This window comes from Enterococcus sp. DIV1304_2 (assembly GCF_050555445.1).
GTDB lineage: Bacteria > Bacillota > Bacilli > Lactobacillales > Enterococcaceae > Enterococcus_B > Enterococcus_B pernyi.
In genome coordinates this window covers 2313718-2327219 of sequence record NZ_CP187851.1, presented here as the reverse complement: position 1 = coordinate 2327219, position 13502 = coordinate 2313718, and the positions used below count along the sequence as shown (strand labels likewise).

General features: G+C 37.0%; 11 protein-coding genes and 1 riboswitch. Of the genes, 8 read left to right on the top strand and 3 right to left on the bottom strand.

Going from position 1 to position 13502, the window contains the following annotated elements; all coding sequences use genetic code 11:
• Window positions 1-322 precede the first annotated feature (322 nt).
• Genes IGJ14_RS10755 through IGJ14_RS10745 form a run of 3 tightly spaced genes read left to right on the top strand, consistent with a single transcriptional unit; the run spans window position 323 to window position 2071 of the window.
• Window positions 323-898 carry a TIGR00730 family Rossman fold protein gene (locus IGJ14_RS10755; RefSeq protein WP_195273263.1) on the top strand — a complete coding sequence of 192 codons (576 nt, stop codon included), beginning with the start codon at window positions 323-325 and terminating at the stop codon, window positions 896-898.
• Window positions 898-1338: a nucleoside 2-deoxyribosyltransferase gene (locus IGJ14_RS10750; protein ID WP_065096837.1), complete on the top strand. Its 441-nt coding sequence runs from the start codon at window positions 898-900 to the stop codon at window positions 1336-1338. The genes IGJ14_RS10755 and IGJ14_RS10750 overlap by 1 nt, the downstream gene beginning before the upstream one ends.
• 16 nt (window positions 1339-1354) lie before the next feature.
• A complete protein-coding gene (locus IGJ14_RS10745; protein WP_195273262.1) occupies window positions 1355-2071 on the top strand; it encodes a deoxynucleoside kinase in 717 nt (238 codons plus the stop codon).
• 180 nt (window positions 2072-2251) lie between these two features.
• On the opposite strand, the gene IGJ14_RS10740 is transcribed toward IGJ14_RS10745, so the two are convergent.
• The gene (locus IGJ14_RS10740; protein WP_010734708.1) at window positions 2252-2434 is read right to left on the bottom strand and encodes a hypothetical protein; all 183 of its coding nucleotides are present in this window, start codon (window positions 2432-2434) and stop codon (window positions 2252-2254) included.
• 352 nt (window positions 2435-2786) lie between these two features.
• Complete coding sequence (locus IGJ14_RS10735) at window positions 2787-3203, bottom strand: hypothetical protein (protein ID WP_023520141.1); 417 nt, start codon at window positions 3201-3203, stop codon at window positions 2787-2789.
• 304 nt (window positions 3204-3507) lie between these two features.
• Between IGJ14_RS10735 and IGJ14_RS10730 the strand changes: the two genes are divergently transcribed.
• The 4 genes from IGJ14_RS10730 to IGJ14_RS10715 all read left to right on the top strand — a co-directional run bounded on the left by IGJ14_RS10730 (window position 3508) and on the right by IGJ14_RS10715 (window position 9382).
• On the top strand, window positions 3508-4902 hold the full coding sequence (locus IGJ14_RS10730; protein ID WP_195273261.1) for a glycoside hydrolase family 1 protein: 1395 nt from the start codon (window positions 3508-3510) through the stop codon (window positions 4900-4902).
• Window positions 4903-5094: 192 nt separating this feature from the next.
• Window positions 5095-5643: a hypothetical protein gene (locus IGJ14_RS10725; protein ID WP_229053917.1), complete on the top strand. Its 549-nt coding sequence runs from the start codon at window positions 5095-5097 to the stop codon at window positions 5641-5643.
• Between the two features lie 312 nt (window positions 5644-5955).
• Entirely contained in the window at window positions 5956-8034 is a 2079-nt protein-coding gene (locus IGJ14_RS10720) for an LTA synthase family protein (protein ID WP_195273259.1), read from the top strand.
• Between the two features lie 481 nt (window positions 8035-8515).
• The gene (locus IGJ14_RS10715) at window positions 8516-9382 is read left to right on the top strand and encodes a helix-turn-helix domain-containing protein (RefSeq protein ID WP_066025490.1); all 867 of its coding nucleotides are present in this window, start codon (window positions 8516-8518) and stop codon (window positions 9380-9382) included.
• A 180-nt stretch (window positions 9383-9562) separates the two neighbouring features.
• Here IGJ14_RS10715 and ndk read toward each other — a convergent pair whose 3' ends face one another.
• Window positions 9563-9997 carry a nucleoside-diphosphate kinase gene (gene ndk / locus IGJ14_RS10710; RefSeq protein WP_010734714.1) on the bottom strand — a complete coding sequence of 145 codons (435 nt, stop codon included), beginning with the start codon at window positions 9995-9997 and terminating at the stop codon, window positions 9563-9565.
• Window positions 9998-10140: 143 nt separating this feature from the next.
• A riboswitch (M-box (ykoK) riboswitch) is annotated at window positions 10141-10313 on the top strand.
• A gap of 343 nt (window positions 10314-10656) precedes the next feature.
• Here ndk and mgtA point away from each other — a divergent pair.
• Entirely contained in the window at window positions 10657-13305 is a 2649-nt protein-coding gene (mgtA, locus tag IGJ14_RS10705; RefSeq protein WP_023520136.1) for a magnesium-translocating P-type ATPase, read from the top strand.
• The last annotated feature ends 197 nt before the right edge of the window (window positions 13306-13502 follow it).

Below are 13502 nucleotides of genomic sequence, written 5' to 3'. Positions count from 1 at the left end.
CCATTGAGAATTTGTTGATCGATACAAATAAAAATAACAAAAGAAATAAAATAGATTTCTTTCTTCAACAGAAGTCAAATGTTATTCGCAAGAAAGTCGAAAGAAAGAGAATACCACAAATTAAGACCTTGCGTTTTTGTAGTTTTTAGTTATTTAAAAAATAGTATTAAAACATAATCTATTGAAATGCTAGTCTAAGACAAAACACTATATATAGTGTTTTTTATTTTTCATAACACTAAAATACAACTAAATCTAGTCTTTTATTTTAAAAAAACAAGAGTAGAATAAAGGTAGATCGATTAGTAAGGATGTGTTTTTTTTGAAGTTGACTATTTTTTGTGGTTCACGTTTTGGGCAAGATCAGAAGTATATTCTGTTAGCTGAAACGATTGGAAAATATATGGCAGAAAAACAAATTGAATTGGTTTATGGTGGCTCAGATTCGGGTGTCATGGGTGTTTTTAGTCGCACGATCTTACAAAATGGCGGACAAGTAACAGGAATCTATCCAGTCGGGCTGTTTTCTGAAAAATTACCAAAAACAGATGTGACGACGTTTATACCAACAGAAACGATCGATAAACGTAAGGAACTATTATTCGAAAAAGGGGAAGCAGTGCTGGTTTTTCCTGGAGGACTAGGTACACTTGAAGAATTTTCGCAGCTACTCTCCTGGATGGCGATCGGCTTGGTACCAGAAAAACCAATGGGTATCCTTGATGTTCATGGGTATTATTCAGGATTGAAAGAATTGATTAGGAATTTTGCAAGAGAAGGATTTATGGCTGAGAAATGGCTCAACCATCTTTATTTTTCAAATGATCCTTTTGAGCTGATCGATCAATTATGTGCAACAGAAAAACAAACGAAATCAATGATGCAGGAGATTAAATAATGAGTTATATTTATTTAGCAGGACCTTTCTTTTCAGATGAACAAATCGAGCGGATTGCTCAGGTTGAAACGGCATTGACTGCCAATCCAACGGTGGATAGTTTCTACTCGCCAAGACACCATCAACACAGTAATTATGAGATGTTTAGTAGCGGATGGGCGCAAGAAGTCTACGAGAGAGACATGAAAGAACTTGCCTCGGCAGACTTGGTCGTAGCAATCCTAGACTTTGAACATCAGACGATCGATCCTGGCACTGCCTATGAATTAGGCGTCGCCACGATGATGGACAAACCGATCATCATTTTTCAAGAAGAAACGGTACCTACTAATTTGATGATCACCCAAAGTTTACATTCATATGTAAAAACGATCGAAGCGATCCAAGCATATGATTTCAAGATGTTACCAAAAAGTGCTTATAAAGGCGAATATTTATAGAATGAGAAGGGATTAGATGTCAGTGATATTGATTTCAGGAACAATTGGCGCAGGAAAGAGTAGTTTGACCGATATGCTTGCCAAAAAGATTGATTCAACACCATTTTATGAAAATGTAGAGGACAACGAGGTACTACCTTTGTTTTACTCTAATCCAGAGCAATATGCGTTTTTATTACAAATCTTCTTTTTGAATAAACGATTTTTAGCTATGAAAAATGCACTGAACCATGATGATAACGTATTGGACCGTTCGATTTATGAAGACAGTTTATTGTTTCATCTAAATGCTGATTTAGGTCGTGTGTCAGATATTGAAGTCCAACAATACGATAACCTCTTAGATACGATGCTTCATGAATTAGATGATGTTGCACCTAAAAAAAGACCCGATCTACTCGTGCATATCAAAGTCTCTCTTGATACGATGTTGGCACGAATCAAAAAACGTGGACGAGACTATGAACAATTGGATAGTGATGAAACGCTCTATCAGTATTACCGCTCATTAAATGAACGGTATGATCAATGGTACGAAGACTTTGATGTTTGTCCAAAAATCCAAATAGATGGTGATGCCTTTGATTTTGTTGAAAGACCTGAAGATGCACAAGTCGTGATAGAGCAGATCCAAGCAAAATTAGCTGAATTAGAAGAACAGCAGTCTGGAAGTTATTATACTGACAATCAACATGCTAAAGGGCAGCAATTAGATTCGTCAGGTACTATGTAAGGCGAGACAAAAGTAAAATCCGCTTTTATTTTCAACCTGTAAGTGAATAAACGATGGAGATAGAAGTTCTCTCTTAAAAAAATAAGGCAACAACTACAAAAAGTGGAAGAATGATTTTTGTAGTTGCCGCCTTATTTTTAGAGACTAAACATTTCTGTTCCGCGCTCTTTTTTTGTATTTTTAACTATTTGTTTCTTTGTTCGACTCTTCTCGGCTTGTAAAAAACTCAAAAGGTTGATTCGAACCCTCGATCATTTTATGGCAATGGTCACAAAAATTGGCTCTTCCTTGGTCGTTGATCTCTGTGTGTACATTTTGATTCGTCGTACAGGTACAGTAATCTTGAGTATTTGCTGTCTGCATATTCTTTCTCCTTAGTATATCAAGTGCTTCTTTACTATAGCAGAAACACAGGATAGAAACAAAATTAATTAAGAAAACTTAGAATTTTTAGCGATGAGCATGTATCAGAAAATTGACGCATCATTGTGAGCTTTCATAGTGAAAAACGGCTAAAAGATGCACGATCTAATGAAAAGAAACATGAGTGGGACAGCATATTCTAAAATTGAATAAACGTCGAAATAGCAGTAACCGTTTCGAAAAATAAGGCACCATCCACAAAAATTAGGAGAACAATTTTCGTAGATGGCGCCTTATTTTTCGAGATGAAACATTTCTGTCTCGACTGCTGCTTTTATGTTATGCACTCAAACTATAACGTATAGATATTACCTTCATCATCTTCTATACGAAAATTACCGATTTTTCTAAAATGAAAAGTCTGAGTCGAACCGTCTTTTTTACCAACGATCGTATACTCCTCATTTTCAGTTGTGATCTTGACATCGGTTAACACGATTTTCTCTGGAGACGTGCTTGCTGTATCAGTTTCAGACTCAGCATATGTTCGTGTCCATTCCATCGTGTCATCTTTAAATTTGATCTCTGCATTGGCAAGGTCCATGTTTTTTCGGACCTTCAGTGTATAGGTGCTATTTGTTATATCAGATTTATCCGCCTGAAAAGTGGTCGTATTCGTTGTTTCTTCCGTTGAGTGATTTGATTGATTACAGCCAGAAAAAGCGAATAAGGCAAAAATCAACGTAAAGTAAATCAATGTTTTTTTCAAAATAATGCCCCCAGTAGATTGGATAAAGTGATTATACCATTGAATCCAGCAACATGAAATAAATGGCTACAAAAAGTAAGTTTTTGAAGCGATTGATGTTTTAGAGTGGTTCCAGGAGAAGTTTGCTGGGAAGTAAAGTAAACATTTTTAGTCTTATGGATTCGATTTTATTATTTATCCTAATTGGTCTAGTCTTTTTGGAGAAAACGGTTTATAATAATGGTTGTAAGCGGAGAAAACGTTTGCTGTATTGTGATGTGCGACATAAAAAAACATAAATGAAAAGAATCAACGAGGTGCAAAAATGACAACATATCAATTTCCAGAAAAATTTTGGTGGGGTTCTGCAGCAAGTGGGCCACAAACAGAAGGACGGGTACCTGGCGATCATAAAGGAGACAATATTTTCGATTATTGGTTTTCCAAAGAGCCAGAAAAATTCTTTGATCAAGTCGGTCCGGAAAAAGCGTCGCAAGTCTATACAAAATATAAAGAAGACGTTCAGTTGATGAAACAAACCGGACATAATTCATTTCGGACATCTATTCAATGGAGTCGCTTGATTCCAGATGAAACAGGTGCAGTCAATCCCCAAGCAGTCGCATTTTATAATAGTTATTTTGATGAACTGATTGCACATGGTATTGAGCCATTTGTTAACTTGTATCATTTCGATATGCCGATGTACCTTCAAGAAAAAGGTGGTTGGTTCGCCCGTGAAACTGTCGAAGCTTATGAAACGTATGCCAAAACTTGTTTTGAATTATTTGGAACGAAGGTAAAAAAATGGTTCACGCATAATGAACCAATCGTTCCTGTCGAAGCTGGTTATTTATATCGTTGGCATTATCCTGAAGAGTCGGATATGAAAAAAGCAGTTCAAGTTGGCTATCACGAGGCATTATCTTCTGCGTTAGCTATCAAAGCCTATCATGAAACAAAACAAGACGGTAAAATCGGGATCATCTTAAATTTAACACCTAGTTATCCAAGAAATGAGAACGATCCTGCCGATGTGAAAGCTGCGCAAGTCGCCGATGCCTTTTTCAATCGCTCATTTTTAGATCCCGCTGTTAAAGGAGAATTTCCACAAGAATTGATCGAGATCGTAACTGAGCTAGAGATTCTTCCGGACATGCAGGAAGAAGATCTAGCAATTATCAAAAATAATACGGTGGATCTTTTAGGAATCAATTATTATCAGCCACGCCGTGTCAAAGCTAAAGAAACAGCAATCGATACAACAAATGGCCCAATGCCCGAAGATTACTTTGATAACTATGAAATGCCGGGACGTAAAATGAATCCTTATCGCGGGTGGGAGATTTATGAAAAAGGTATTTACGATATCTTGATCAATGTTCGAGACAACTACGGCAACATCGACTGTTTTATCTCAGAAAACGGTATGGGTGTTGAAAATGAAGCCCGCTTTATTGAAGCTGACGGAATGATCCATGATGATTATCGCATCGAATTTGTCCAAGAACACTTAAAATATGTGCATCAAGCAATCGAAGAAGGTGCGAACTGCTTAGGCTATCACATGTGGACGTGTATGGATAACTGGTCATGGACGAATGCGTATAAAAATCGCTATGGCTTTATTTCAGTCGATCTAGCTGATGGCAAACGGACGATCAAAAAATCTGGCTACTGGTTCAAAGAAGTAGCTGATACAAATAGTTTTTCTGTTTGATTAGAAATTTGTTCTTTTTTGAAATTTTTTAATTTAAAAAATGATCCCGAGATTCACGATGATCTCGGGATTTTCACTTTCATACATCATCGATATGCGTTATTTTTTATCTTTTTCTTTAATTTCTTCGCTTAAAGTTTCATTTTTTGTATATAATAGATTAGGTAAATTTGAATGGGAGTGGAAGAAGGTATGCGAAAAAAAAGGCCTTTTCTTCTCTTTTGGTTAATTGGCTTTTTTATAATACTTATGTTATCCGCAGTATTTTCTGGTAAAATGACCGCTGATCTTGCGCACAAAGAACCAGAAACAACCATTGCAAATAAAGCTTCAGTAGATGAATTCAAAAAAGAATTTTCAACCTATTGGTGGGCGGACTACGAAGTTGTAGCGAACTATGAAAAGGGAGAATTAGAGATTTATCTGCCAAAAGACAAGGAAAAAAATCAATTCATCAATGTCAATGATGTATTAAGTGCCATTTCAATCAGGCAAGTCCAACACGGAGACAAGCACTTGAGTGTGCTGCTTTTGACCGAAGATAAACAGAAAGTCGCACGGTTAAAAAATGGAAAGGTATCTTCTAGTTATTCTGAAAAAGTAGACCCAGACATGGTCAATCAACGCTTGACTGAATGGCGGAAGACGACAGAAGAAATCCAAGAAATAACTGAAACCACCACCTCTTCATCCGAAGAGACGTCCAATACGACTAATTCTAGTGTAGTAACTGGACCGTAACAGCAACAAGCGCATAAACAAGTGAAAAAAGTTCAAATTTTCTAACATAAAAATATTGAGATCTGCTAGTGGAAGAGTTGGGGCAAGAAATGTTCAGCTCTGATCAATAAGGTGGAATCTAGGCAAATTAAGATAATTCGCCTAGATTCCGCCTTATTTTCGAAGCAGTTACTTTCCGGAAAGCAGAAAAGCAACGATAGAACACCAGTTATTAATTTATAAAAAAGAGTAAAAAAACAGATTTTTTTAGCAAAAACTAAATGTTTAGGAGCAAAATAGACAGGAACAATAATTTAGAGAGAAGTGGTGACTTTGACACAACTAAAAAAAATTGGCCAACATCAAGTACTCATCGTTTTGATTGCTGGCTTTTTCTTTTGGATGAAAACGATTTTTGCCTACTATACTGATTTTTCTTTAGGCGTAGAAGGAAGCATCCAAACGTTTATTTTATGGATCAATCCAATAGCGACAACGCTATTGTTTTTCGGGATTTCTTTGTATTTTAAGAAAGTCAGAACAAGTTTGATCGTTTTATTTATCATCGATTTTTTAAACACGTTATTGCTATATTTGAATATTATTTTCTATCGTGAGTTCACAGATTTCATTACCGTTAAATCAGCACTAGGTTTCTCCAAGGTTTCCCAAGGATTGTCTGGTAGCTCTTTTTCCTTGATGAAGCCCCATGATATCCTTTATTGGGTCGATATCGCCATCTTTGCTTTTCTGCTGATTCGCGTATTTATAAAAAAAGTACCACTGAAAGCACCACCTGTACGTAAGCCAGTGGCGGTTGCGGTGACTTGTTTATCTGCTTTGATTTTCTCTGGAAATCTTGCAATGAGTGAAGCAAATCGCCCTCAATTATTGCAACGGACGTTTGACCGTTCCTATATTGTGAAGTATCTTGGTCTGGATGCGTACACGATCTATGATGGGATAAAAACAGGGATCACTAGCAGTGTCAGAGCGCATGCAAGCAGCAATGGCTTAGATGAAGTTCTCGATTACACCAAATCTCACTACGCTGCTCCTGATTCAGAGATGTTTGGACTTGCAAAAGGAAGAAATGTGATCGTATTGCATTTGGAAAGTTTTCAACAATTTTTGATCAATATGAAAGTAGATGGACAAGAAGTCACTCCTTTTTTAAATAGTCTCTTTACCGATCAGGGAACAATCAGTTTTGATAACTTTTTCCATGAAGTTGGACAAGGGAAAACCAGTGATGCGGAGAACATGTTGGAAACCGGGACGTTTGGGTTGCCTCAAGGTTCGTTGTTTACAGAATTAGGTTCAGATAATGTGTTCCAAGCTGCTCCAGCCATCTTGGATCAGACACAAGGCTATACCAGTGCGGTTTTTCATGGGAATGTCGGTAGTTTCTGGAATCGTGATCATGTATACAAAAATCTAGGATATGATAATTTCTTTGATCGCTCATATTTCGATGATTCAGATGAGATGCTTGGCTATGGTATTTTAGATAAAAATCTATTTCGAGAATCCGCAAACTATCTTGAACATTTGCAACAACCATTTTATGCGAAGTTTCTCTCTGTCACGAATCACACCCCTTATTATACAGATGATAAAAACTTTGATTTTCCTTCGTTAAATACAGGAAATAGTACCGTTGATAATTATGTGCGGACGGCCCATTATTTAGATCAGTCTCTCAAACAGTTCTTTACTTATTTGAAAGCTTCTGGGATTTATGACCATTCGATGTTCGTGATTTACGGGGATCATTTTGGTATCTCAAATACGGACAATAAAGACCTTGCTTCAGCACTAGGAAAAGATCCAGAAACATGGGGCGATTTTGATAATGCGCAGATGCAAAGAGTACCGCTGATGTTCCATATTCCAGGTTATACAAAAGGAACCGTCAAACATGAGTATGGTGGTGAAATCGATGTTTTACCAACTTTACTCCATTTATTAGGAATCGAGGACAAAAATTATATCCATTTTGGTACAGATTTACTTTCACCTCAACATGATCAAGTCGTGGCATTTAGAAATGGGAATTTTGTCGCGCCGGATTACACCGTACTAGGTGGAAAAATCTATGATACGAAAACAGGGGTATTACTCGAAGAAAACCAAGCAGCGGAACAAAAAGTCGCACAAGAACAAAATCAGGTGAAAACAGCTTTGAGTCTTTCTGATAAACTCAATCAAGAAAATCTCTTGCGATTCTATGTGCCAAATGGATTTACGACAATCGATCCTGCAAAGTATGACTATAAGAATCAAGTGCAACGGAACCAACAAATTGAAAAAGAAAAAGGTGCAGCTTCAACAAGTGTCTATTCTAAAAATCATGATCAAACAACAACCAATCTATACCCTGCAGAGGATGGATCGGCGGACAAACCATAGACATGGCTAGATGTCGGTGAAGGAGCAAGCTATCTGAAGGCTTCTTTCACAACCTGGATCAACGGTGTTCAATCAGCAACACTTCAGTAATAAGTCAAAAAAACCTAAAATGAAAAAGCCATTTTTGCTTTTTCTGCCTTATTATTCAGTGCTGAACGCTTCTTTCACAACCTTGATCAACGGTGTTCAAGTAGCTGACCTTCAACACTAAGCTGAAAAATCAAAAAATATGAGGAACTATTTTCTGCCTTTTCATCTTACTGTTCAGGTCAAAGCGCTTCTTTCACAACCTTACAAAACTTCTAAAAAGTTGTAATTTCACTTTTTAGAAGTTTTTTTATTGTTCTTCAAATATTTTTTTTATTTATGCGTACTTAATTAGTGAATGCAATAAATATTTCGATAGTTATTTCTCTTTTTCGGTTGTTGTTCTGACGAAGAGGATCTTATTGGAAAATGCACACACTAAAGGAGGCATATTATGCACGATGGAGAATTGATCAAAAAATTACGGGTAAGTCGCAAGTTGACACAGTCACAATTGGCAGAAGGGATCTGTTCAAAAACTTCGCTTGTGGGGATCGAGAATCGTACGATCAAAAAAATTTCTTTTTTAACACTGATGGCATTTCTTGATCGGTTGAATATCACACTTACTGAATACGAATCGCTACGAAATCAAGTGGAAGAACCACGGAAAACGAGAAAAACACGTAATCTTTTGAATAAAGTTCAGGAGGATGATTTTGATCCCTACAAAGAAATCGCCGACAATCGCAAGCAATTTAAGCGAACGGCTGATCTTTACTATCTCGTACTGAATATACATATGTATTGGAAATCAAGTGTGAAGCCAGATATCCAATTGGAATTTTTGGGATATGAGATACGAATGATCGAAGATTACTTTATGAAACTGAAAGAATTTGGTCGATATGAACTAGACTTATTAGCAGAGTTCCCCTTTATTTTCAGCGATTCCTTTATCGAAAACAATTATTTGAAAATTAAAAAAAGAATGCGTAAAGCAATGAAGTCAGGTTATGATCAGTGTTTGTTTCTTTTTTTAAAGAATTTAACTGTCTATTATATCGACAAAAAAAGATATAAAAAAGCACGAAGCATCAATGAAGATATGTATCGTTGTTTAGGTTTGAAATCAAAGACAGCTGTCATTTACGAGAGTTTGATGTCCGATTATTATCGTCGATTGATCGCCACCGCATTAGGGGAACCAATCAAAAAAGAGGAGTTTGAGTCATTATTTGCAGTGATCGAGTATACCTTAGGCAAAGAAGAGCGAGATGAATTAGAAGAAAAACTATTGTCTATCCAAGCACAACGCTAGAGATTTGCTGAAAGCGGCTATTTAGTGGGCATTTGACTTAATACAAAAGGAAAACCAGTCCCTCTAGTATTGAGTCAATCCTCTCACTAAACGTGTGGAGCATGACCTCTAACAGAAGGACTGGCATATCAATAAGATGATCAAAAATTGATGCACTCAAAAAGTCAGTGAGCAAAAAATTTATTTTTTCGCATCTTCTACTTTCTTTGTATCGAATGGCGGAAAGAAACGTGTGATCTCAGTATTGGCTGCATCTCGTGAATCCGAAGCGTGAATGATATTTTCTGTACCAGGTAAGGCAAAATCGCCTCTGATCGTCCCAGGAACGGCATCTGCTGCTTTTGTTGCACCGACCATTTTGCGTACGAGATCGATCACATCTTCACCTGTTAATACCAGATAGACGACTGGACCAGAAGTCATATAGTCGATCAAGTCATCGAAAAAGCTTCGATTAGATAGATGTTGATAGTGTTCTTTTGCTAGTTTTTCAGTCATCGTCGCGAATTTCATTTCAGCGATTGCGAATCCTTTTTCTTCAAAACGCTGGATGATTCGGCCAATTAAATGACGTCTTACCCCATCAGGTTTGATAATAACAAGTGTACGTTCCATATCCTTCACTCCGATCTGTTGTGATAGGTTCATTATACCTAGAGAAAGAAAACATGACAAACGAATCCCTTAGAGTTTCAACTTTTTTGAAAATGTGTTTGACATTCCAGCCAATAGTTGTTACATTAGGTGAGGAAAAACTGAATAAGATTTGTTAGGTGAGGCTCCTATACAAACATAGGCTACTGCCCAAAAATGTCGAGAGACGCCAATGGGTAGAACAGGAATTGTCGAGATAAGGCTTTTCATAAGGTAGCTAAAAGCTCTTTTGCTTTTTACGTTGTATAGTGCCAAAACTCAACGAGTAGATCATCCATGCTTTTTTTTGTGCACTTTTTTGACCTTTCGCTGAGTTTTGGCGAAAGGTTTTTTGTTTCTCACCAATCTGTTTTTTCAAATAAAAAGGTGTTAGAGGGTGATCAAGTTGGGAAGTTGAAGTATCCAGTAATAGGGCAAGAAAGTAATGTAAGTAAACGAAAGGAGATGAGAACAAATGGATGAAAGTCCGGTGTACAAGGAGACAAAGCGTTGGTATGTTGAGACTATTATCTATCTGTTCTCAGCGCCTTTAGAACACTCTGTCTCCGTTGATTAGATAAACGATCAAGCGCACAACAGATATCAGTGTGTGCTTGATAAGATCAAAGGAGGAACACGAGATGGAAAAAAAGAAAGAAACAAAAAAAGTCTACGCTGGTTTTGCTAGTAAAAATAAGCAACAGTTATTTGACTTATTTCAAACAACACAAAAAGGCTTGTCTTCAGAACAAGTAGAAAATTTAAGAGAAACTTATGGAAATAATAGTATTTCATATGGAAAGAAAACGCCGTTTATTGTAGAAGTGATCAAGGCGTTTATCACCCCTTTCACATTAGTATTGATTGCTTTAGGAATTATTTCTTTTATCACCGAGTATCTATTAGCTGCTCCAGCAGATAAAGATTTGTTTGGTGTAATCATCATTTTTGCCATGGTGTTAGTCAGTGGCACGATGACCTTGATCCAATCCGTACGTTCGAACCAAGCTGCTGAAAAGTTGAAATCATTGGTGAAAGTAACAGCTGCCGTAAAACGAGATGGTGAATACAAAGAAATTCCTATGGAGGAAATTGTTTGTGGCGATCAAGTTCGTTTGTCAGCGGGAGATATGATCCCAGCAGACATGCGGTTGCTTTCTGCCAAAGATTTATTTATCTCACAAGCGGCATTAACGGGTGAAAGCTATCCCGTTGAGAAACATGCGACTGTGTGCTCTGGAAGAACACAAAGCGAAACGAGTTATGAAAATATTGCATTCATGGGAAGCAATGTGATCAGTGGTAGTGCAGAAGGTATCATCATCTCTGTTGGGAACGACACGATGTTTGGACATGTGGCACAAAACTTATCACAAAAACCGATAAAAACAAGCTTTGAATTAGGCATCCAAAAAACATCCATGTTGTTGATCAAATTCATGGCATTGATGGCACCAACTGTGATCGTGATCAATGGATTTACAAAAGGAGACTGGTTAGAAGCATTCTTGTTTGGTTTATCAGTCGCTGTTGGGTTAACACCAGAAATGCTACCGATGATCGTTACGACAAATCTGGTCAAAGGTGCCAGTGCTATGGCGAAAAAAGGAACAGTCATCAAAAATCTAAATGCCATTCAAAATTTTGGTGCGATCGATGTCCTTTGTACAGATAAAACAGGTACATTGACTCAAGATAAAATTATTTTAGAATACCACATGGATTGTGAAGGAAATGAAAATGACCGAGTACTGCGCCACGCCTACTTGAATAGTTACTACCAAACTGGATTAAAGAATCTTTTAGATGTTGCCATTATCGATGAAGCAGTTGAGACGTTAGATACAGAGAAGATTCGTTATCAAAAAGTAGATGAAATACCCTTTGATTTTGAACGTAGAAGAATGAGTGTCGTGGTGGCTGACCCAGCTGGAAAAACGCAAATGATCACAAAGGGTGCGATCGAAGAAATGTTAAGTATCTCTTCATACATCGACCTTGGTGGTGAAGTCAAACCATTGACTGCTGAACAAAGAGAAACAGTTTTGGCGAAAGTGAAGGACTTGAATGAAGATGGGTTGCGTGTGATCGGTGTCGCGCAAAAAACGAATCCAAGTGTGGTTGGAGAATTTTCAGTGAAAGATGAGTCAGAAATGGTCTTGATTGGCTATCTTGCTTTCCTTGATCCACCAAAAGAAACAACCAAACAAGCATTGAAAGCTTTGAAAGATCATGGTGTTGCTGTAAAAGTATTGACTGGTGACAACGAGTTGGTCACACGTTCTGTTTGTCGACAAGTAGGCTTACAAATCAATGAATTGATCACTGGCGAGAAAATCGCTGAGATGTCTGATAAGGAATTAGGAAAAGTTGCTGAGGCACATGATGTCTTTGTCAAATTGAATCCGCAACAAAAAGCACGATTAACCACTGCCTTACGTAACAATGGTCACACAGTAGGTTTTTTAGGCGATGGTATTAACGACGCACCAGCAATGAAAGTCGCAGATATCGGTATTTCAGTAGATACAGCAGTAGATATTGCAAAAGAATCAGCGGATGTTATCTTGTTAGAAAAAGATTTGATGATTTTAGAAAAAGGATTATTGTCAGGTAGAGAGACTTTCGGCAATATTATGAAATACATCAAAGCGACAGCTAGTTCAAACTTTGGCAACATGTTTTCTGTCTTGGTAGCTAGTACATTCCTTCCATTTTTACCTATGCTACCGTTACAAATTTTATTCTTAAATTTGATTTATGATGTATCTTGTATCTCTTTGCCATGGGATAGAATGGATAAAGAATATTTGCATGAACCAAAAAAATGGGAAGCATCAAGTATTGGCAAATTTATGGTGTACTTCGGACCAACGAGTTCCGTTTTTGACATCACGACCTATCTATTGATGTACTTTGTAATTTGTCCAGCAGTGGTTGGTGGAAGTTACCATACATTGACTGGCTCACAACAAGTTCTATTTATCGCATTGTTCCATGCTGGTTGGTTTGTTGAATCTTTATGGACGCAAACCTTAGTGTTACATGCGTTACGGACACCTAAAGTGCCTTTCTTGCAAAGTAATGCCACTTTTATTATGTTTTCAATTACAACATTAGGTATTCTAGTAGGTTCTGTTCTTCCTTTTACTAATTTTGGTGAAGGACTAGGATTGTTACCATTACCAGCTAACTATTGGATTTGGTTGATCGTGACTGTTATCGCTTATTTAGGATTAGTTACATTCATGAAAAAAATCTATATCAATAAATTTGGAGAACTATTATAAAAGAAAATCTTTTCTGCACTTTCGTACGAGGAATTTGAGCATCCTTCAGGTAAGATTTCAATAAAAAAATAAACTTCATTTAAATGGTTCGCTTATTCTATAAAATTTTAGTGAATCGCTGCATCGTTCCATCAATAGTAAAACGCTGATAGATTAGGTATTTTAAATACCTAATCTATTTTTTTTCTGCGCTACTA